The 19975-nt window shown below is 64.2% G+C and carries 16 protein-coding genes and 2 pseudogenes; 14 read left to right on the top strand and 4 right to left on the bottom strand.

Translation table 11 applies throughout. The features are described from left to right. The first annotated feature begins 814 nt into the window (after positions 1–814). The 9 genes and pseudogenes from FBZ89_RS24970 to FBZ89_RS24930 all read left to right on the top strand — a co-directional run bounded on the left by FBZ89_RS24970 (position 815) and on the right by FBZ89_RS24930 (position 7900). A complete protein-coding gene (locus FBZ89_RS24970) occupies positions 815–1183 on the top strand; it encodes a hypothetical protein (protein ID WP_145753145.1) in 369 nt (122 codons plus the stop codon). Beyond that, on the top strand, positions 1155–1718 hold the full coding sequence (locus FBZ89_RS24965; protein WP_145753143.1) for a hypothetical protein: 564 nt from the start codon (positions 1155–1157) through the stop codon (positions 1716–1718). Before FBZ89_RS24970 ends, FBZ89_RS24965 begins: the two co-directional genes overlap by 29 nt. A gap of 798 nt (positions 1719–2516) precedes the next feature. Further along, positions 2517–2954: a hypothetical protein gene (locus FBZ89_RS24960; protein ID WP_145753141.1), complete on the top strand. Its 438-nt coding sequence runs from the start codon at positions 2517–2519 to the stop codon at positions 2952–2954. A gap of 7 nt (positions 2955–2961) precedes the next feature. Next, the gene (locus tag FBZ89_RS24955) at positions 2962–4380 is read left to right on the top strand and encodes a hypothetical protein (RefSeq protein WP_145753139.1); all 1419 of its coding nucleotides are present in this window, start codon (positions 2962–2964) and stop codon (positions 4378–4380) included. Next, on the top strand, positions 4377–5030 hold the full coding sequence (gene dcd, locus FBZ89_RS24950) for a dCTP deaminase (RefSeq protein WP_145753137.1): 654 nt from the start codon (positions 4377–4379) through the stop codon (positions 5028–5030). The genes FBZ89_RS24955 and dcd overlap by 4 nt, the downstream gene beginning before the upstream one ends. Before the next feature lie 69 nt (positions 5031–5099). Then, positions 5100–5233: pseudogene (locus tag FBZ89_RS24945) on the top strand (ATP-binding protein); the annotation flags it as partial. Positions 5234–5374: 141 nt separating this feature from the next. Continuing rightward, the gene (locus FBZ89_RS24940; protein WP_145753135.1) at positions 5375–5854 is read left to right on the top strand and encodes an ASCH domain-containing protein; all 480 of its coding nucleotides are present in this window, start codon (positions 5375–5377) and stop codon (positions 5852–5854) included. Continuing rightward, positions 5805–7343: a GNAT family N-acetyltransferase gene (locus FBZ89_RS24935; RefSeq protein WP_145753133.1), complete on the top strand. Its 1539-nt coding sequence runs from the start codon at positions 5805–5807 to the stop codon at positions 7341–7343. Before FBZ89_RS24940 ends, FBZ89_RS24935 begins: the two co-directional genes overlap by 50 nt. Then, positions 7340–7900 (top strand): AAA family ATPase, encoded by a 561-nt coding sequence (locus FBZ89_RS24930; RefSeq protein WP_145753131.1) that lies wholly within the window; start codon positions 7340–7342, stop codon positions 7898–7900. The genes FBZ89_RS24935 and FBZ89_RS24930 overlap by 4 nt, the downstream gene beginning before the upstream one ends. A gap of 132 nt (positions 7901–8032) precedes the next feature. Here the strand turns inward: FBZ89_RS24930 and FBZ89_RS24925 are convergent. Beyond that, a pseudogene (locus tag FBZ89_RS24925) lies at positions 8033–8143 on the bottom strand (IS630 family transposase); the annotation flags it as partial. Positions 8144–8331: 188 nt separating this feature from the next. Between FBZ89_RS24925 and FBZ89_RS24920 the strand changes: the two are divergent. Next, positions 8332–9138: a metallophosphoesterase gene (locus FBZ89_RS24920; protein ID WP_145753129.1), complete on the top strand. Its 807-nt coding sequence runs from the start codon at positions 8332–8334 to the stop codon at positions 9136–9138. 167 nt (positions 9139–9305) lie between these two features. Here FBZ89_RS24920 and FBZ89_RS24915 read toward each other — a convergent pair whose 3' ends face one another. Then, positions 9306–13058, bottom strand: a complete 3753-nt coding sequence (locus FBZ89_RS24915; RefSeq protein ID WP_145753127.1) for a vitamin B12-dependent ribonucleotide reductase — start codon at positions 13056–13058, stop codon at positions 9306–9308. 504 nt (positions 13059–13562) lie between these two features. On the opposite strand from FBZ89_RS24915, the gene FBZ89_RS24910 reads away from it, so the two are divergent. The 4 genes from FBZ89_RS24910 (at position 13563) to FBZ89_RS31660 (ending at position 16690) form a co-directional block, all read left to right on the top strand. Then, the gene (locus tag FBZ89_RS24910) at positions 13563–14690 is read left to right on the top strand and encodes a putative bifunctional lysylphosphatidylglycerol flippase/synthetase (protein WP_246172556.1); all 1128 of its coding nucleotides are present in this window, start codon (positions 13563–13565) and stop codon (positions 14688–14690) included. A 144-nt stretch (positions 14691–14834) separates the two neighbouring features. Continuing rightward, the gene (locus FBZ89_RS24905; RefSeq protein ID WP_186457567.1) at positions 14835–15224 is read left to right on the top strand and encodes an NADH:ubiquinone oxidoreductase subunit NDUFA12; all 390 of its coding nucleotides are present in this window, start codon (positions 14835–14837) and stop codon (positions 15222–15224) included. 210 nt (positions 15225–15434) lie between these two features. Beyond that, positions 15435–16013: an outer membrane lipid asymmetry maintenance protein MlaD gene (gene mlaD / locus FBZ89_RS24900; protein ID WP_145753125.1), complete on the top strand. Its 579-nt coding sequence runs from the start codon at positions 15435–15437 to the stop codon at positions 16011–16013. Continuing rightward, positions 16010–16690, top strand: coding sequence for a DUF2155 domain-containing protein (locus FBZ89_RS31660; protein ID WP_246172554.1), 681 nt, complete (start codon positions 16010–16012; stop codon positions 16688–16690). The genes mlaD and FBZ89_RS31660 overlap by 4 nt, the downstream gene beginning before the upstream one ends. On the opposite strand, the gene aat is transcribed toward FBZ89_RS31660, so the two are convergent. Then, entirely contained in the window at positions 16624–17274 is a 651-nt protein-coding gene (aat, locus tag FBZ89_RS24890) for a leucyl/phenylalanyl-tRNA--protein transferase (RefSeq protein WP_145753215.1), read from the bottom strand. The genes FBZ89_RS31660 and aat overlap by 67 nt on opposite strands. Further along, the gene (locus FBZ89_RS24885; RefSeq protein WP_145753124.1) at positions 17274–19934 is read right to left on the bottom strand and encodes a DUF2339 domain-containing protein; all 2661 of its coding nucleotides are present in this window, start codon (positions 19932–19934) and stop codon (positions 17274–17276) included. The genes aat and FBZ89_RS24885 overlap by 1 nt, the downstream gene beginning before the upstream one ends. Between the last annotated feature and the right edge of the window lie 41 nt (positions 19935–19975).

Below are 19975 nucleotides of genomic sequence, written 5' to 3'. Positions count from 1 at the left end.
GGGATTATTTTTTTGGCGCCGAGGCGCGACGGCTGGGCCGTGGCGATGCGCGAAAGGGCGGGGGCGTGTGTCATGATTAGCTCAGCGTGCCGCCGCTCTCGGGTAGTGTCAATCGATCGAATACGCGACTGGGTTGTACTGTGCGCATGGCTGTTTCGCTATCCTACCGGCGTGGACCGCTCTTGCCGTTCGACCAAAGTCGTGCGACGCGAGCGGACGCGCCAGTGCTATCCGAAGTCTTCCCGCCACCAAGGGGGTGGTCGGGGGCTCGGTCGTAGCCGGCAAGACGGGGGCTGGGGTCCGTTCAATCGCAGGCGCCCGCTAAAGAGATCCCTTTAAATTCCGGCACCACTCCGCGATATTGCCGTTGTGCCCGGTGGTGTGACTACCGGCCGGGCATCGCTCTACGCGCACACACGGGCATCCCGCTTTGTCGGGCAGCTCGCTGAATGAAATATCCTATTTGCCAACGGGTTACGGCCCATTGTCAGGGAAAATAGGCGGGACGCGTCCGTGTGCGCGTAGTCACCTGCCCGGCGCCAGCCGGGCACAACACGGGGGCTTGTCTAATGCTGACGATGCCAAGTTCGATCGGTTGCGGCTGCGTGATGCTCTTCGGAGCGCGTTTGATCGAAGCGAAGCCCCGAATAGCGGGCTGAACCGCACACAATCCAACAGGGTAGCAGGTAGGCGGTCACCGTGACCGTGCCCTTGGGCGCGCCTATCCCTGCTGTTTCCAAACTCAACGTATCCGTATGGGACCCTGGGCTTTCGCCCGGGTCGCTCCGTCACATCCACCAGGCAGGGGGACCAGATGACCTTGTTCAAGAAGACCGCTTTTGTCGGCATCGCCTTGATTCCATTAATGGCGCTCACCGCCTGTGGCGATGGCGGCCCGTCGGAATCCGACATGCAGGCCGCGTACGTGAAGTACGCCCAGGAACATCAGGAGATGTTGGCCGACCTGATGCATCCCACCTCGGACCGCTCGGCGAAGCCGCAGCCCAGGGCGGAGGTGAAGGCGAAGATCAAGAAGGGCGAATGCAAGCCCGCCCAGGGCAGCACGGCCTATGTCTGTTCGTTTTCGGTCACCGAACCCGTCGATGGCAAGGACCGGACCGACACTGCGGAATTGGCTTTCTTGAAGGCGCCCGATGGCACATGGGCCGTGGTGGGCTTTTGACGATTTTGTGAGGGATGGGCCTCCGCTGTCCGTGTCGGCCCATCCCTCCGAATCCAAGGAAATCTTTCTGATCGAACCGGTAGAGGCGGAAATGGAATCACATACTGGCGTAATGAAGAGATTTGGATCGTCTACCCATGACCTGAGAACAGGTGTGACCAAGGTGCCATTCATCGAGATTGGGGACAAAATCATTAAGAGAGTATTGATGAAGTTTGGAATTCATGACCTTCTCCACGAAGGATTGTCGCGGGAGGTCACATTATACACGATGCAGTATACTCCATTTCATAAGCGTCTTGTGGTATTGCGGATTCCAAATGTTGGATTTTATCGAGAGTCGGTGTCAATATTGCAAATTATCTTTTTTGGAATCATTTCGGCTCTATTGGACTATTGTGTCTTTGCTGTGAACGGCAATGATAAGATGCCACTGGTTTTCTGGGCGATTTTACCCAATTTTGTCTTCATTTATTATCTAATTGAGGCCCGACATCTATTGGCCCTCGGCCGCCTGGGCGCGAGGTCGCTATGATCGGTATGGTTTTTCCGGGCAAGGTGGGCCTTGCCTCCCTCGTGGCGCTGGGCGCCCTGTCCACCGCGCCGACCCTGGCGGCGGCGCCCTCCCGGCGGGACTACGGTGTCCGTGCGGGTCGAAGGCCATCGCAACGTGGCCTGGTGCACGAGCAAGGTCAGTCCCCCTGCTGAAGACGGGCAAGGTCGGCGACGTGGTGGTGGGCGGCATCGCCCGCGATCCGGCCAACGACGGCTGCTTCTCGCACGATGCCCGACGATGGTTGGATGGGCAGAAGCTGCCCGAATATCACGATCCCGCCGATTGATGAGGGGGGAGTATGTCGGTTTACCGTTGGCCGTCGGCATCAATGTTCGCGACTTCCGCCTGAGTGGCCCGTGCCCAGCGCTTGGCCTGGAAAGCCGCAGTGAGGTTCGGCTGGCCGACTCCGACTTCGGCAAGGCGCTCAACGGCGTACTGCGGTTGACCATGAAACTGTGAAGGAGCCCTTGGAGGACACTGCGATCCTGAGCAAGCTCAGCGACGGTTGGCGCCTTCAGCCGCTGGGCGTGGGCCGCCGTGGGTTCATCACCGCATTTGCGGCACCGGCAAAACTACGGCGATAGTGATCCGATATAGAGGCCTAACCACCTATAATGACTCATCTTTTTTTCCACAACCCACTGACTCAAATGGACTCTTTCCAGATTCGGCTTGACAATGCTATATTCGACTACCGGTATCGCCTCCCGGCGCACAGATCCTAGTGCGCCCATTTGTTGTCCGTAAAGGACGGCTACCAATAAGGGGAGAACCATCTTGTTCGCACATATCGGACCGATGTCAGAGATTGGCCTCCGCCATGCATTAGAAGACGGATTGGTGATAGTTCGTGACGGCGAGGTAACCAATTCTCGTAGAGAAGAGGTTCTCGATGAATTGGCGGATATGTTTTCCGGTGCCCGGCGAGGGATGGAGATTGTCCGCGCCCAGAGCCTGTTCGTTCAGGCGGACGATAAGCCGGCGTTCGAGGCATTCGCCATGATCTTTCGCTATCTGAATAGCGTCTACGGCGAAGACCTGTCCGACCATATCGCCGCCGCAAATGAAGTCATCGACCTCCTAAAGAAAGGAGACGTGCCGGCGGAGCAAACCAAGGGGGCGGTTGCGGAATTTTTGTGCAAATTGCTAGAGGCACTCAAGCTCGAAAGTGCCTTTCGCCCTTTGCGGGCGCCGATGACACTGGGGATGGCCTGAGGTCCTGATGCCACTCGAAAACGCGAGAAAGGCCAACGGTCTGTTCCTGGCCAGGCTTGAGGAGCAGGTGGCTGCCCTCCAGTTGACGACCTTTCCTGGAAGGCATCCCGGCCCCTACTGCTGGCTTGCCATTGTGAGGGGAATCATTGACACCGCGAACGCCTACCTATCTAGTTCGAGGGACGCGGAGATTGGCATTGATCAGGCAAACAAGCTTGTCGTCGATGCGGCAGCACTTGGCCAGCTCGCGGTCAAGTGCTTGGGCGATCTGAAAGGCGCAGAAGCGTCCGAACTGCCCTATCAATTGGTCCGCCCCCTCCAGCGGTGGTTGGACCAATTAGGTATCGACCGGACCACATTCTTCAGGGCTGAGCACGCGCCCAATTACGAGCTTGCTAAGTTTGGGCCCGGTTATTTCCAGGTCCGAGACCCGTCGCCTTCTTTGCAGGAGGCCATGAAGGGCATCGAGTGGCCGATCCATCGGGTAACGGTTCCCAGCCGTTCACTCGGAATGCTGCCATATTTCGCCGTTGTGGCCCATGAGGCAGGGCACGCGATTTTTGAACGTATCAGCTCAGACATCGAACAGGGTCTTAACGGACGATCGGACGCGGCTGCCGATCTACTGGAACGAGTTGCTGGACGCCTTGGGAAGAACGCGTTGGAGACCGCTGAAACAATGCGGGTGATTAAGGTTTTGAGCAACTGGATAGAGGAACTCGCGGCAGATTCTGTAGCTCATATTATCGTGGGACCTGCGTTCTACTTTGCCCTGTTTGGATTCCTGGAAATGTCATGGCCGAGTTTGGGGATCGCCGAGACTCATCCGCCGAGTGACCTGCGGCGGAGTTTGCTTTTCGGAAAGATGCAGAGCCCTCATGGAACAAATTATGCCCAAGTCTTCCTCTCCCGGACCGGCGTCGAGCTAAGGAAGGACATCAACAGTCCCGGCCTCACGCTTTGCCCTGATCCCGACGATCTTTTCGACAAGCTGAAGGCCTTTGAAATGCTGAAGGCAGGCGGACACCCCGAACTCGATGCGGCGATCATGACAGAAATGGTCGCCTATATGGAAGAGGTCCATGACGTGGTCCATTCCTGCTGTGAAAATTATCTAAAGGCCAATTTCGCGAACCTCGTATATACCCCGGACAAATTCGAGGCGGATCTTGATCGCCACCTTAATGCCCTCTGCGCATTGATTCCACCCATTGAAGCAGAGGAGGAAGGCATCCTCCGCCCAGCGGCTTTGGCGACAATCCTGAATGTGGGCTGGGCCGTGTTACTCACCAGGATGGACGTGATCCCCTCACCCAACGGCGCCTACGGGAATGAGGATGCGAAACGCATGGAACGGGTGCATGCGTTGCTCGTGAAGGCCGTCGAACTCGCCGAAGCCCGCCATGCTTGGGAGGATGCGGCATGAGTGTCCTCGACGGGCAGGCGATCTGGGCTCGTTTGAAGGAGCACGATTTGGCGAAGCGCTTAGTCGTGAGTCCCCTTCTCGATCCCCAAGGTCAGGTGAGACCCGGTCAGGCGTCGGTGGACGTACGCTTGGGTTTTGAGTTCGCGTTGGTGACTGCTTCGGCAACGGGAGTTGTGGACGAATTCGCCGAAGCTTCGAGGCAGCTTAGCCAACTCTCTTTTTCCAGCCTTTACCGGAAGGAATACGTGCCTCTTGGGGCATCGATCGTCATTCATCCGCACCAGTTTATCCTGGCTACGACGCTGGAATACATCCGACTCCCCTCGGACCTCATGGCCTATGTCGTTGGACGATCGACTTGGGGACGGTTAGGTCTGATCAACGCCACGGCCGTCGGCATCCACCCGGGTTTCGCTGGCAGCCTGACCCTTGAACTCAGAAACCTCGGGGAAACTCCGCTGGCCCTCTATCCAGGCCAGACCATTGGTCAACTGTTCTTTCACAGGGTGGAGGGCGGCGATCCTCAGGTGGCTGTGACCGGGCAATACGGTGGGACTGTGGACATGGTCCCCCAACGTATCTCCTCCCCGAAAACAGCGGAGAGGCTGCGGGCGCTTTCGCGCCAATTCAATGGCATCACCAACATCTGATTCAGCCAGCGCAGCGGGGTCCGTAATTGATCCTCCTAAACGTTCCAGTCACGTTTAGGCGCATCCGTATCAGACATCATCACCAGCCAGATGCCGGTCGACCGCTGGTACGAAATCATCGGCGATTCCACCATCGCTGACGCCATTCTCGACAGCCTCGTCCTAACGCCTATCGCCTCGAACTCAGCAGCGACAGCTTCAGGTCGGAATTCCGTTGGGCTTCGTGGGAATCCGCGATTAAATTCATGGGCGATGTTAGCGGCTTGCCGGGAAGGCGTCTTTCTACTTGGCACAAGACTCGCGCCTTGGTTTAATGGAATTCAGGGAAAAAGGACGAGTATGCTATGAATACCATGCCGCTGTTTAAGCGGGACATACTCGTGAGCATTCGCCCGACGTACGCCTCAAAGATTTTGAGCGGCCTTAAGACCGTCGAACTGCGGCGAAAGTTTCCCGAGGCATCTGCTATTGGCGCCACCGTGCTGATTTATTCGACCAGCCCTGTGCAGGCCATCGTCGGCTACGCCAGGATCAAGGACGTTCTCCGCCTGCCCGTAGAGCAAATCTGGCAGGACCATGGCGAAGCGGCTTGCATCGAACGACATGATTTTGATGCTTACTTCGATGGATTGGCCTACGGCTTTGCCATTTTGTTGGATAAAGTCCAGACACTGAATCAGCAGTTGAATGTCGCCGAACTTAAGGATGAGTTCGGGTTTGTGCCGCCGCAATCATTCCGTTACCTTGACGAGGGATACACTTCATTGTTGAGCGATGAACGGCTTCAAACTCCTTATCGACACAAACATCGTAATCAGGCTTGAGGACGCTCAGCCGGTTCAAGCGTCACTTGCCGAACTGGTCCGGCTCTGTACCGAAAATTCCGTTGGACTGTTCGTTGATGGCGCCAACTATGACGATATTGCCCGAGACAAAGATGCCGCCCGCCGGGCAGTGACGTTGAGTAAGCTCGCAAAGTTTCCCCAATTACGCGATATTCCCTTGCCGCCCGAGGCAGACCTGATTGCCCGATTTGGCGAGATTAAGCGCGACAATGATCGATCCGATGTCCGGCTCCTGGCGGTACTCGACGCAAAAGCGGTGGACTTCCTTGTAACCGAGGATATTGGCCTCCATCGTAGGGCGGACCGCGCGGGAATTGGCGCAAGCGTCCTGACGGTAGAAGAAGCGCTTGAATGGTTGCGCCAGACCTTCCAGGCGAAAGCGGTTAGGCTGCCCTATGTCGAGGAACGGAAGGCCTATGAGATCGATCCGAAGGAACCAATACTAGGAAGCCTTCGGCGAGACTACCCCGAGTTTGACGGTTGGTTCGATAGCTGTCGAAAGAAGCATCGGGACTGCTGGGTGCTGGAGATTGACGACCAAATTGCCGGTATCGTAATTCGCAAGGATGAGGCCCACGCCGAAGCCGGTACAGTCAACCCTGGTCCAAAAATCCTAAAAGTCTGCACTTTCAAGATTCGGGACGAGTTCCGGGGCGAGAAGTTCGGCGAACTGCTCCTGAAGCAAGTGCTCTGGTTTTCACAGCAAAATGGTTACGACCTTGTCTACCTGACCGTTTTCCCCAAACACGGATTTCTCATCGACCTGCTTCGCTCGTACGGATTTGAGGCCACTGCGGAACGAGGAAATGGTGAATGGGTAATGGAGAAGGTCATGATTAAGGGGCCACTCCCGGCACCCAAGGCCTCAATCTGCGAAGAAGACCGTCTCGTCTATCCCCGTTTCTACGATGGCGAGGTGGTGCGAAAGTTCTGCATCCCCATTAGGCCTGACTATCACAGGCGCTTGTTTCCGGAAATCGCCGAGGGCAAGACGCTTCCACTGTTCCCTAGCGAAGTCCGCATGCTCGATCATCGTCGTGATAGAACGCCGGGAAATACCATCCGCAAGGTCTATCTATGCCGAGCGAAGATAACGAAATTGCGCCCTGGGGATCTCCTGCTCTTCTACATGTCCAAGGACGAGGCTTACAACTTTTCCCAATCCATAACTACGGTTGGGATCATCGAGCAGGTGAATCACGCAGCTGCGACTGACGACCTCATTCGCCTGACAGCGAAACGCTCGGTCTTCAGCGAAAAAGAACTGGACGGGCTGGCGGCTTCGCCGAAAAGTCCAATCAAGGTCATCGACTTTCTATTAGCCGGACATATCTCGCCTCCCCCGACTCTGGATAATCTTCTTCGGTCGGGCGTCTTCAATGGCAGTCCGCCCCAATCAATCGCTGAATTGAATGCCGCGCGGTATGCCGCCCTTCGCCCCAATATCAAGTTGGGATTCGACCTATGAGTGGACGTGTGATTGCTGTTCTCGGTATTTCTGGTGTAGGCAAGACAACAATGGTGTCTGCCTTCACCCAGCGCCATCCCTGGGCGCACAGCGTCCGTGCGAGCGCGCTTCTCAAAGAGGCCTCTGCTGTTTCGGATACCGAGGCGTTGCGGACTGCATCGGCGTCGGATATTCACGCCAATCAAGACCGGCTCACGTCTGCATTTTCCGAGCTACGCCGTCGTCATCCCAACCGTCACATCATCTTCGACGGCCACAGCCTAATTGATAACGACGACCGTCTGGTGATTGTGCCCACTACCACATTCGTCCAATTGGCACCGGACATGATCGTGTTCCTTGAGGACGATGAAAATGCCATTCTTGCGCGGCGTCTTGCTGACGTTGGGCGAGTAAGGCCGCACCGGTCCGCCGACGAGATCGCGGTGCATCAGAACGCTGCAAAAGAGGCCGCGTTCGAATATGCAAGTGCGCTCAGCATTTCATGTGCGACTGTCCATTCAGAAGATTTCCAAGCCTTCGAAGAAAGCCTGCTCGCCAACTTTCAACAGCCGTAGGGATATGAATGCCTCTCTCCCCATCTCAGCCAAGCCTGAGCATGGAAATCGTGAAATTGGTCGCCCAAGGCACGCGAGCCGTGCTGCTTACGCACCTTTCCGCAATGGACGTCCCACCGGTTTTTCGGTTCTGATGATGTTTGCCCGCTGCGTATGCTTGAGGGGGCGGTTACGATCTCTGAGGATCGCAGCCAAGCGCGCGCCGTCCTCAGGGCTAACGATGATGCTAACAGTCCGGGCGATGCCCGTAGAATCACACGACGCAGGCCGGATGTGAATCCTATGTTTGCGTCAATGCACTAGCCGGACCAAGACACCATGATCATGCACGCTCACTCCAAAAAACGAACCTCGGTGGCCAACGCCACCTAAAGCGCGCTCAGGCTCCCGCTGGCCTGGGTATTGCCCCAGACCATCCGTTGGAGCCCATCATGGTCCGTATTGCGGTCTTTTCAGACCTTCATTCAGAATTTTCCCCCTGGGCCCCGCCCCCTGACCTGCAGGCCGATGTCGTCGTGCTCGCCGGCGACTTGTGGACCAGGGGTCGCGGCGTGCGCTGGGGTGACGCCCGAGAGACGTTCGGCTGCCCCCATGTGGTTGCCGTCGCCGGCAACCATGACCTCTATGGCACGTCTATCGACGATGGCATGCTCAAGCTCCGGGGCAACCTGGCCGCCCAAGGCGTCACCCTGTTGGAGCGCGGGGAGACCATCGTCCACGGCGTCCGCTTCCTTGGCGCCACCCTCTGGACCGATGTGCGCCTCTTCGCTGGCGACGACCTGCGGCGGGTGAGGGCCGACGCCACCATGCTGGTCGGCGAGCGGCACGGGCCGCGCATCGCCGACTACTGGCGGATCCGGGTGGCGCGGGGCGGTTACCGCCGCCTCCGCCCCCGGGATACCGCCACCCTTCACCAAACCTCCGTGGCCTGGCTGGACGAGCGTTTGGCCGCCCCCCACGACGGCCCCACCGTCGTGGTCAGCCACCATGCCCCGTCCGCCCAGTGCCTGCCCGCCGGTGCCCGTCACGACCCATGGAGTTGTGCCTATGCCAGCCACCTTGACTGGTTGATCGAGCGGCACCGGCCGGCGGCCTGGGTCTACGGCCATATCCACGACCCGTCCCCCGGCTTCGTGGTCGGGGGCACCCCACTGCTCGCGAACCCGCGTGGCTATGACGACGATGACCATGGGCTGAACCCCCGGTTCGATCCCTATGGCCTACAGTTGGAGATCTGAGGGCGCCGCCAACCTCACGGGTTTGCCTGTGCTTCCGATCAAGCCGCGCCAGATAAAAACGGCCCGCCACGGTTTCCCGTGGCGGGCCGAATTTTGAACTTGAGCCACACTATGGTGTGCCTGAGGCAACCTATGGTGCCTTTCACACAAATTTACCATAACACTACTCAGCTGCACCCGGTCGTGCTGCCACAGGTGTCGCACTTGAGGCATGTACCGTTGCGCACCAGGGTCATGTTCTGGCACTCGGGGCAGGGGTCGCCTTCGTAGCCCTTGGCGCGGGCTTCCTTGACGCGTTCCCAGCGGGCGTCGCCGCCGCCGGAGACGGCGCCGCCGTAGCTGGTGCCGGTCACCACCTTTTCGGCGCGGCTCAGGGCCGAAAAGGCCTGGGCGGCGCCGTGGGTGCCGGTGGCCACGTGTGTCTCGACACTGGCGGTGGCGGTGGCCGTCTGGAAGGCGGCGACGGCGCGGCCGGCCTGGCCGCCGGGCAGAACCCGCAGGTTGGGCAGGTTGTTGCGGACATAGCCGGTGGAGGTGATGCGCGCCACGGCGTTCAGCGTCTCCTCCGCCACCTCGGCCGCGTGCGGGGGCAGGTCGCTCTGCTTCACGCCGCCGCCCATGGTGTCGGGCAGGATGTCGTCCGGCGTGGCGTGGGCCAGGTCGGTGCGCGACAGATAGCTGATGGCCAGCTCACGGAACACATAGTCCAGGATGGACGTCGCCATCTTGATGGCATCGTTGCCCTGCACCATGCCGGCGGGCTCGAAGCGGGTGAAGGTGAAGGCCTCCACATACTCCTCCAGCGGCACGCCGTATTGCAGGCCCAGGCTGATGGCGATGGCGAAGTTGTTCATCAGCGAGCGGAAGGCAGCCCCCTCCTTGTGCATGTCGATGAAGATTTCGCCCAGCTTGCCGTCCTCGTACTCCCCGGTGCGCAGATAGACCTTGTGGCCGCCGACAGTGGCCTTCTGGGTATAGCCCTTGCGGCGGTGGGGCAGGCGCTCACGCTGGGCGCGCACCACCTTCTCCACCACCTTTTCCACGATGCGCTCGGTCACCACCTCGACGCGCATGGCGGCCGGGGCCTCCAGCACGCGCTCCAGCGTGGTCTCGGTCCCCTCGTCCTCGTCATCCTCCTCCAGCACCTGGGCGTTCAGCGGCTGGGACAGCTTGCTGCCGTCGCGGTAGAGCGCGTTGGCCTTCAGGCCCAGGCTCCACGACAGCATGTAGGCGTCCGTGCATTCCTCCACCGTGGCGTGGTTGGGCATGTTGATGGTCTTGGAGATGGCGCCGGAGATGAAGGGCTGCGAGGCCGCCATCATGCGGATGTGGCTTTCCGCCGACAGGTAGCGCGTGCCGATCTTGCCGCACGGGGTGGCGCAGTCGAACACCGGCAGGTGTTCGGCCTTCAGGCCCGGCGCGCCCTCCAGGGTCATGGCGCCGCAGCAATAGACGTTGGCCGCCTCGATCTCGGCCTTGGCAAAGCCCAGGTGGGACAGCAGGTCGAAGCCGAACTCTTCCAGCGTGTGCGCCGGCACCCCCAGGGCGCCGGTGCAGAAGTCGGCGCCCAGCGTCCACTTGTTGAAGACGAACTTGATGTCGAAGGCGTTGGCCAAGCCGGCTTCCAGCTTCTCCAGCTGTTCCGGGCCGAAGCCCTTGGCCGCCAGCGTCTCATGGTTCACGCCCGGCGCGCCCTTCAGCGTGCCGTGGCCCACGGCATAACGCTCGATGCGGGCCACGTCCGTGGCGGAGTAGCCCAGGCGGGACAGCGCCTCCGGCACCACGCGGTTGATGATCTTGAAGTAGCCGCCGCCGGCCAGCTTTTTGAACTTCACCAGGGCGAAGTCCGGCTCGATGCCGGTGGTGTCGCAGTCCATGACCAGGCCGATGGTGCCGGTGGGGGCGACCACGGTGGCCTGGGCGTTGCGGTAGCCGTGCTTCTGGCCCAACTCCAGCGCCTCATCCCAGGCGCGGCGGGCGGCGGCGATCAGCCGCTGGTCGGGACAATCCTCGGCGTCCAGCGGCACCGGGGTGACCGACAGGCCCTCATACCCCTCGCCGGCGCCATAGGCGGCGCGGCGGTGGTTGCGGATGACGCGCAGCATGGCCGTGGCGTTGGGGGCATAGCCGGGGAAGGGCCCCAACTCGCCCGCCATCTCGGCGGAGGTGGCATAGGCCACACCGGTCATGATGGCGCTGATGGCGCCGCAGATGGCCCGGCCCTCGGCGCTGTCATAGGGGATGCCCTCGGCCATCAGCAGGCCGCCGATGTTGGCGAAGCCCAGGCCCAGGGTGCGGTACTCGTACGACAGGCGGGCGATCTCCTTGGAGGGGAACTGCGCCATGAGCACGGAGATTTCCAGCGCCACCGTCCACAGCCGGCAGGCGTGGCGGAAGGACTCGGTGTCGAACGAGCCGTCGGCCCGGCGGAACTCCATGAGGTTCAGGGACGCCAGGTTGCAGGCCGTGTCGTCCAGGAACATGTATTCCGAGCAGGGGTTGGACGCGTTGATGCGGCCGGACTCGGGGCAGGTGTGCCAGTCGTTGATGGTGGTGTCGTACTGCACGCCCGGGTCGGCCGACTGCCAGGCGGCGTGGCCGATCTTGTCCCACAGGTCGCGGGCCTTCAGCGTCTTGGCCACCTTGCCGTCGGTGCGGCGGATCAGGTTCCAGTCGGCGTCGTCCTTCACCGCGCGGATGAAGGCGTCGGACACGCGGACGGAGTTGTTGGAGTTCTGGCCGGAAACGGTCAGGTAGGCGCTGGAATCCCAGTCCGTGTCATAGGTCTGGAACTCCATCTCCGTATAGCCCTGGCCGGCGAACTGGATGACCCGCTGGATGTAGTTTTCCGGGATCATGGACTTGCGGGCCTCGATGATGGCCCGCTTCAGCGCCTTGTTCTTCGTCGGGTCCAGGCGGTCGGCGTCGGGGCCCATGCCTTCCGTCGCCGCCGCCATGATGGCGTTCAGGTGCTTGTTGGCCAGCTTGGACCCGGCCACCAGGGCGCAGACCTTCTGCTCCTCCACCACCTTCCAGTCGATGTAGGCCTCGATGTCCGGGTGGTCCAGGTCCACGGTCACCATCTTGGCGGCGCGCCGCGTGGTGCCGCCGGACTTGATGGCGCCGGCGGCGCGGTCGCCGATCTTCAGGAAGCTCATCAGGCCGGAGGACTTGCCGCCGCCGGCCAGCCGCTCCCCATCGCCGCGCAGGCGGGAGAAGTTGGAGCCGGTGCCGGAGCCGTACTTGAACAGGCGGGCCTCGCGCACCCACAGGTCCATGATGCCGCCTTCGTTCACCAGGTCGTCGGCGACGGACTGGATGAAGCAGGCGTGCGGCTGCGGGTGCTCATAGGCCGAGGTGCTGGCCACCAGCTCCCCCGTCTTGAAGTCGACATAGTGATGGCCCTGGGCGGGGCCGTCGATGCCATAGGCCCAGTGCAGGCCGGTGTTGAACCACTGCGGGCTGTTGGGGGCCGCCATCTGGCGGGCCAGCATATGGCGCATCTCGTCGAAATAGGCGCTGGCGTCGGCCTCGCTATCGAAATAGCCGCCCTTCCAGCCCCAATAGGCCCAGGTGCCGGCCAGGCGGTCGAAGACCTGACGGGCGGAGGTCTCGCCGCCCACCCGCTCCTTGGCGGGCACATCGGCCAGCGCGTCCTCATCGGCCACCTGGCGCCACAGGAAGGACGGGACGTCGTTCTCCTCCACCTTCTTCAGGCGGGCGGGCACGCCGGCGCGGCGGAAATACTTCTGGGCCAGGATGTCACAGGCCACCTGGCTCCAGTCCGCCGGCACCTGGATATCCTTGGCCTGGAAAACCACCGAGCCGTCGGGGTTGCGGATCTCGCTGGTCGCCGTGCGGAAGGCGATCCCCTCGTAAGCGTCCCGACCGTCGACCGTGAACCGTCTCTCGATGCGCATGGTGCCCCGACCCCCGAATGAAATGCCGCGATGGTGGGGTGGGTGTCGCGGGGGCGCCGAATTCCGGAGATCGTTGTCCGGACCTGGGGTCCTGGAAACAGGCAAAACCACCCCAAAACCTGGGCTGGTCCCCGGTGCTCTACGCCGCGACAGCACCCCTAGATGCTGTATGTCGGGGAAGCGTATGCCACCATGTTTCGACCATCAACGACATTTTGTGGTCTCTAAAGGGGAGGTGCATACGGGTTGTGGTTGACTCTTCGGGTAGGGGGCGATTCTTCAACGAAACCGAGCCTTTCATGGTTTTGGCTCACCCTGGTTCGTAAGCTGAAGAATGCGTCCGGCCGCCCACTTCTCAGGCAGTGCGTCCGGCGGTTCGGGAACACCCGGGGCGCCACCGCGCTTTTGGGTTTCCAACCCCCCCTGGAAGATGGCAGGGTGCCTCTCCGGCACCGCAGGTGGTGCGGCGTCTTGGCCCCTTGTCTTTGAGAATCACCGTCCCGAATGCCCCCTGAGCGCAGCCCAGACCAGCGCCCCGACCGACCGACTTATCATCACCCGGTGGTCATCGATCCGGCGGCGCGCGCGCCGGCGGGGGAAAAAGCGGAAGGAAGCGCGGTGGATGACAAGGCGGTGGGTGGTGATGCGGCCAAGCCCAACTGGATGAAGCGCCTGACCACCCTGGTCACGGCCCTGGTGCTGCTGGGCCTGGTGGTGCTGGCCATCCGCCATGTCGCGCGCGACTTCCGCCCTGCGGAGGTCTGGGCCTATGTCCGGCTGCTGCCCTGGGCGCGGGTGGCGCAGGCGGCGGGCTTGGTGGCCTCCGCTTACCTGGTGATGACGCTCTACGACGTCTCCGCCCTGAAATACCTGGGCATCAAGCTGCCCTACCGCACGGTGGGTTTCGGCAGCTTCGCCGGTTACGCCATTTCCAACAACGTGGGTTTCGCCGTCATCAGCGGCGGGTCGGTGCGCTATCGCGTCTATTCGGTGGCCGGCCTGTCGGCGGCCGACATCGCCAAGATCGTGGTCTTCTCCACCACCACCTTCACCCTTGGCATCACCTTCACCGGGGCGCTGGGCGTGGCCATCGGGCCGGAGGTGGGGGCGGGCCTACTGAACGTGCCCGCCTGGCTGCTGCAGGGTGTCGCCGGCCTGTTGCTGGTGGGCCTGGGCGCCATGACGGTGGCGGCGGCGGTGACGCACAAGCCCGTGCGCCTGTGGCGCTGGTCCTTCGCCCTGCCGTCCTCGGGCGTGATGCTGTCGCAGATCGTCATCGCCTCGCTGGAGATTCTGCTGTCGGCGGCGGCCCTGTGGACCCTGCTGCCGCCGGAGACGGGCGTGGGCTTCATGGAGTTTACCGCCCTGTTCTGCGCGGGCTTGGCCATCGCCATCGTCAGCCATGTGCCGGGCGGCCTGGGCGTGTTCGAGACCATCCTGCTGCTGGGCCTGCGCGACCATGGGCCGGCGGGCGGCGCCATCGGCGCCCTGTTGGCGTATCGATTCCTTTATTATGTGCTGCCCCTGGTGCTGGCCGGCATCCTGTTGATGACCTGGGAAATCCGCGCCGACCACGGCCCCGTCGCCGCCTGGCGGCGCTGGCGGGCGCGCAAGGCCGGCCGATCCCAATAGATGTCACGCGGGGGAGCTACCCGCTGGCTGCGGCCCCTCAGCGTATGGACGCGCGGGGCCGAAACTGCCATAGTCCGGCCGGTCCGTTTCAGGGGGCCCGCTGCCAGGCGCTTGGCCCTGTTCACACTTTTCTGGTTTTGGCCCATGACCCAACGCATCTCCATCCTGACCTGGCTGTCCCAACTCTCGATCCGCCTGCTGATTTCCCGGCGGGGCGAGTTGGTGGGCACCGACCGGTTCGGCAACCGTTACTTCCGGGAAAAGAAGGCGCGTCCGGGCATGAAGGTGCGCCGCTGGGTGCTGTTCGCGGGTGAGCCTGAGGCGTCGGCCGTCCCGGCCGAGTGGCACGGCTGGCTGCACTACTCCATGGAACAGCCCCTGCCGGAGAACAGCGCCTACCACAAGCCGTGGGTGAAGCCGCACGAGGCCAACCACACCGGCACCGTGGACGCGTACCGTCCGCCCGGTCACACCTATGAAGGTGGCCACCGCGCCGCCGCCACCGGCGATTACGAGCCCTGGACCCCTGCATAAGGGACCCCCGCGTAAGGGGGCACCGGCCTGCAGGATGCGCGGCGCATCGCCGACGGTGACGCCGCCCCGACATCGTGACAGGGTGGGTAACAGGGCTGGGGACCGGGCAGTGGCACCGGTGTCCCCCCGACAGGCGTCGGCCAAGGCCCCTCCCGGGGCCTTGCGTCTTTCCGGACCTGTCCTATTTCTAGGGTTTTCCAGAGGAAGCGAATGCGCAGCAATGTGATCGAGACCGTGCTGGGGGCCGTCGTCCTGGTGGTGGCGGCGTTCTTCCTCTATTTCGCCTACACCACGGCGAACGTGCGTGCCGTGTCGGGCTATGCCCTGCAGGCCCGCTTCGCCAGCACCGGCGGCCTGACGGCCGGCAGCGACGTGCGCATCAGCGGCGTGAAGGTGGGATCGGTCACCAAGGCCTACCTGGATCCCAAGACCTACCAGGCCGTCATTGAGATGCAGATCGACAGCCAGGTGAAGTTGCCCGAGGACACCAGCGCCGGCATCGCGTCGGAAAGCCTGCTGGGCGGCAAGTTCCTGAACCTGCAGCCCGGCGGCGAGGAAGAGATGCTGAAGCCCGGCGGCCGCATCCAGTACACCCAGTCGGCGGTGAACCTGGAAGATCTGCTCGGCCGCTTCATCTTCAGCGCTGGCGGCAGCAACGCCAACAAGGGCGGCGATGCCGGCCAGCAGAACCAGGGCCAGCCGGCCCAGCCCGCCCCGCAGCAACAGCCCGCGGGCCAACAGCCCAAGGCCGACCCGTCCAAGGGGCTGCTGAACGGCGGCGGCAAATGAGCCAGCGCCGCCTGCTGATGGCGGCGGCCTCGTGCCTGGTGCTGGCCGCCGCGGCCGGCGCCCAGGCCCAGAACGCGCCCCAGAACGCGCCCTCGGGTAACGCGCCCACCATTCCCGGCACGCCGCCGGCCCCGCCGGCCGCGACTCCGGATCAGAAGAAGTCCGGCGACCAGGCCCCGGAAGAGCAGCCGCCCACCAGCCAGCCCGTGACCGGCCCCGGCGCCGCCGGCCAGTCGCCGCAGCCGGCCCCGGCCGAGGGCGCCACCGCCCCGGCCGAGGGCGCGGCCTCACCCGTGACGCCACTGCCCCCCTTGCCGCCGCAGCCGGCCGTGGCGCGCACGTTCGAGGACATGAAGATCGCCGTGCTTGGCGGCCTGGACAAGGTGACGGGCCGCGTCTCCACCGTGGAGATCGCGGTGGGCCAGAGCGGCCGCTTCGGGCAGCTGACCGTGGCCGCCCGCGCCTGCCGCAAGACCACCCCCATTGAGGAACCGGAATCGGCCGCTTTCCTGGACATCGTGGAGGCCAAGCCGGACGATCCGGCGGCCAAGGTCTTCACCGGCTGGATGTTTGCCTCCAGCCCGGCCCTGTCGGCGATGGAAGACCCCGTCTATGACGTCTGGGTGGTGGACTGCAAGAACCCGGCGACCAAGGCGCCCTCGTCCAAGCCGCAGTGAAACCGCCCCGGCCGGGGCAGCGCCCGGGCCAGCCGCGCCTGATATTCGGCGCGGGGGATTTCTACCGCGCCGAACTGCGACAGGTGGGTGGTCACGAACTGCGTGTCCAGCAGGCTGTAGCCGCCGGCGCGCAGGCGGGCCACCAGGTGGACCAGGGCCACCTTGCTGGCGTCCGTCTCGCGCGAGAACATGCTCTCCCCGAAGAACGCCCCGCCGATCGATACGCCGTAGAGGCCGCCCACCAGCTGGCCCTCGCGCCGGCATTCCACGGAATGGGCCCGGCCCTGGCGGTGCAGGGCGACATAGGCCTCCAGGATCTGGGCGTTGATCCAGGTGTCCGGCCGGTCGGTGGTGGATTCGCCGCAGGCCCGCATCACTCCTTCGAAGTCGGTGTCGACGCTGACCTGGAAGCGCCCCTGGCGCACGGTGCGCAGCAGGCGGCGCGGTGCGTGGAAGCCGTCCAGGGGCAGGATCCCCCGCTCCGGCGGGTCGAACCAGAAGATTTCGTCGTCATCGGCGGACTCCGCCATGGGGAAGACCCCCATGGCGTAGGCGCGCAGCAGCAGTTCCGGCGTCAGGCGCATCACGGGGTCTCACCTGGCGTTAGATTGGCCGGCACCCGCGCTGGCGCGAACACCACCCGCTGGTAGACATAGCCGATGCCCATCAGGCACAGGCCCAACCCCAGGAAGGACAGGATGCGCAGCAGTCCGGTCAGGTCGGCCATATCGGACAGGAAGACCTTCAGCACCGTCACCAGCAGCACGGCCAGCGAGGCGTAGCGCAGATCCGCCCGGCGCGTGCGCACGCCCAGCGTCAACAGCACCAGGGCGAAGGCCAGCCAGGCGGCGGAATAGCTATACCACTCCGCGTCCGTCCGCTCCCCGCCATGGGCCCACAGGGTCAAGGTGCTGCCGTGAAAGGCCTGGCGCACCTCCAGCGACACCCAGGTGAAGGCTAGGACCAGCACCAGGATCACCAGGGCGCGGCGCGCCAGCCCGGCTTCCCGCCGCCAGGCCGCCAGGCCGAACAGCAGGGCGGGCAGGGCGTAGACCAGCAGCAGCAGGTTGAACACCGGCCAGGGCCCCACCGGCTCCACCGCCCACAGGGGGTTCAGCACGCCCAGTTGCACCAGCACCACCTGGGCCGCCGCCACCCGCACCAGAATGCGGGCGCCGATACGCGCCACAGGCCCGGCGGCGCTGCCGGCCATGATGCCCCGCCGGCCGGTCAGGACCAGGGCCACCGCCAGGAACAGCACGCTGCGCAGGCTGGTGGGCAGCAGGGCGAAGGGATCGCTGGCCAGGCTACCGGTCTGCATGACCTGGATTTCCAGGCAGGCGAACAGCAGGCCCAACACCAGGGCCGCCGCCGCCAGCCCCTGCGCCGGCCGGTCGTCCCGCCGCTGTCGCAACAGCCAGGCGCCGGCGGTGCAGGCCAGCGCCGGCACGCCATAGCCCCACAGCAGCCAGTTGAGGGGGGAGGTGCCGTTCAGCGGATAGTCGAGCAGCCAGGGGTTCAGGGTCAGGCGCGTCACCACCACAATAGCCACGGCCACCGCCCCGCGCCGCAAGGCGCCAGCCAGCGGGGAGGCCGTCGTGCGGCTTTCGATCAGCGCCGCCGCCGGCACCAGCAGCGACAACGCCGCCGTCAGCCAGGAGGTGCGCAGCAGGGCGGCCAGCGCCAACCCAGCCAGGGCCAAGGCCGCCAGGACGAAGGCGCCGGGCACCGGTTGCGGGCGGTCTGCCCGCCCCGCCCAGGCGGCGGCCCAGGCCATGCCGCCGGCCAGCGCCACGGTCCCGCCCGCCCAGGCGAGATCGGGCAGGGCGCCAGTATGATCGAAGGTCCAGCCGGCCCAGGCCAGTCCCACCAGGGGCAGGGCCGCGCCCCATGCCCAGGCCCGGGGCAGACGGTGCGTGCCGGTCAGGGCCCGCAGTCCCGCCGCCGCGAAGCCCAGGCCGAAGGCGGCGGCCACGCCCAACTGGGCGGGATAGGACAGGCCGGCGGTGCGCACGGTGTAGCCCTGGGCCAGCGCCAGCGTGGCCAGCAGGGCGGCAATGGGTGCTAACGCCTCCGTCACCTCCGGCCTGTGGGACGGCGCGCGCGCGGTGGCGATGGCCAGCAGGGCCAGGGCCGCCAGTCCAGCCACGCCAATGGCGTCATAATCGGTGGCCACCAGCAGCAACCAATCCAGCACCATGGGCAGGCCACCCAGGGCGGCGACGATCCAGGCATCGGTGACGACCGGCCGTTCCCGCCGCAGGTCCAGCAGGCCGAAGCCCAGCCCGGCGGCGGACAAGGCCACCAGGAACAGGGCGATTGGGGCGGCGGCTACGGTGTGCGAGGCGGCGGTGACCACCCACAGGGCCGCCCCGGCCAGCACGGGCAGGCCCAGCCAGGCCGCCGGCAGGCGCCAGCTTACGGCCAGGGTGGCGGTGTTCAGCAGGGCCAGATAACCGAACAGGGCCCAGGCGGAGGGGTGGTCGCTGGGCACCAGGGCGGGCACGGCCAGGCCGCCGCCCAGACCCAGCAGGGCGATGAAGGCGCCGGGGGACAGCCCGTCGCCCCCGCCATGGCGCAGGGCCAGCAGGAAGGCCACGGCGGACAGGGCGCCCAGGCCGGCGAAGGTGGCGCCGGGCCCGATCAGCCCGTGCAGGGCGTGCGCGGCATAGACGCAGGCGAAGGCGATGGCAAGCCCCGCCGCCGTCAGGGCCGCGGGGATGGAGGCGGCGGACAAGGGCGCCTTGGTCGTCCTCGCGTCCCCGGCGCGGCCGCGCATCGCGTCGCCGGCGGTGACCAGGGCCGCGCCGAACAGGCCACCCAGGGTCAGGCGTACGGCGGGGCCCAGCAGGCCCTGGTCCACGGCATATTTGGCCAGGAACACGCCGGCCAGCGCCACGGCCAGCGCGCCCAGCCAGACCAGCCAGCGCGTGCCCAGCGCCTGTTCCAGCGACGGGCCAGCGGGCCGGGGTGCGGGCCAGGAATCGGGTTGGAGAACGGCTTTGGGAATGGGCGCCGGCGGCGGTGGGGGGACCTGGATGGGCGGCGGGACGGAGGCTGGGGATACCGGGGCCGGCGGCGCCACCGCGGGCTGCACGGGCGGGGCACCCCCTTCCAGGTGGCTCAACCGGAGGGTCAATGCCTCCAGCCGCGCGTTCAGCTCCGCCAGACGGCGTTCCGACTTTTCACTGCGGATCAGGGCCCACAGGGCCACCATCAGGGCGATGAAGACAAGAAAGGCCATGCCGGTCCCAGGGTCGCGCTCAGTGACAGGAAGGGTAGTGC

Source organism: Nitrospirillum amazonense, from assembly GCF_007828045.1.
GTDB lineage: Bacteria > Pseudomonadota > Alphaproteobacteria > Azospirillales > Azospirillaceae > Nitrospirillum > Nitrospirillum amazonense_C.
Note: the sequence above shows the minus strand (reverse complement) of the source record. Positions and strands in the feature narration are given on the sequence as shown.

Excerpts from the sequence above, each read along its gene's own strand:
- FBZ89_RS24970 (WP_145753145.1), top strand. The coding sequence starts at position 815 with ATGACCTTGTTCAAGAAGACCGCTTTTGTCGGCATCGCCTTGATTCCA.
- FBZ89_RS24965 (WP_145753143.1), top strand. The coding sequence starts at position 1,155 with ATGGCACATGGGCCGTGGTGGGCTTTTGACGATTTTGTGAGGGATGGG.
- FBZ89_RS24955 (WP_145753139.1), top strand. The coding sequence starts at position 2,962 with ATGCCACTCGAAAACGCGAGAAAGGCCAACGGTCTGTTCCTGGCCAGG.
- dcd (WP_145753137.1), top strand. The coding sequence starts at position 4,377 with ATGAGTGTCCTCGACGGGCAGGCGATCTGGGCTCGTTTGAAGGAGCAC.
- FBZ89_RS24940 (WP_145753135.1), top strand. The coding sequence starts at position 5,375 with ATGAATACCATGCCGCTGTTTAAGCGGGACATACTCGTGAGCATTCGC.
- FBZ89_RS24935 (WP_145753133.1), top strand. The coding sequence starts at position 5,805 with ATGAACGGCTTCAAACTCCTTATCGACACAAACATCGTAATCAGGCTT.
- FBZ89_RS24930 (WP_145753131.1), top strand. The coding sequence starts at position 7,340 with ATGAGTGGACGTGTGATTGCTGTTCTCGGTATTTCTGGTGTAGGCAAG.
- FBZ89_RS24920 (WP_145753129.1), top strand. The coding sequence starts at position 8,332 with ATGGTCCGTATTGCGGTCTTTTCAGACCTTCATTCAGAATTTTCCCCC.
- FBZ89_RS24915 (WP_145753127.1), bottom strand. The coding sequence starts at position 13,058 with ATGCGCATCGAGAGACGGTTCACGGTCGACGGTCGGGACGCTTACGAG.
- FBZ89_RS24910 (WP_246172556.1), top strand. The coding sequence starts at position 13,563 with ATGCCCCCTGAGCGCAGCCCAGACCAGCGCCCCGACCGACCGACTTAT.
- FBZ89_RS24905 (WP_186457567.1), top strand. The coding sequence starts at position 14,835 with ATGACCCAACGCATCTCCATCCTGACCTGGCTGTCCCAACTCTCGATC.
- mlaD (WP_145753125.1), top strand. The coding sequence starts at position 15,435 with ATGCGCAGCAATGTGATCGAGACCGTGCTGGGGGCCGTCGTCCTGGTG.
- FBZ89_RS31660 (WP_246172554.1), top strand. The coding sequence starts at position 16,010 with ATGAGCCAGCGCCGCCTGCTGATGGCGGCGGCCTCGTGCCTGGTGCTG.
- aat (WP_145753215.1), bottom strand. The coding sequence starts at position 17,274 with ATGCGCCTGACGCCGGAACTGCTGCTGCGCGCCTACGCCATGGGGGTC.
- FBZ89_RS24885 (WP_145753124.1), bottom strand. The coding sequence starts at position 19,934 with ATGGCCTTTCTTGTCTTCATCGCCCTGATGGTGGCCCTGTGGGCCCTG.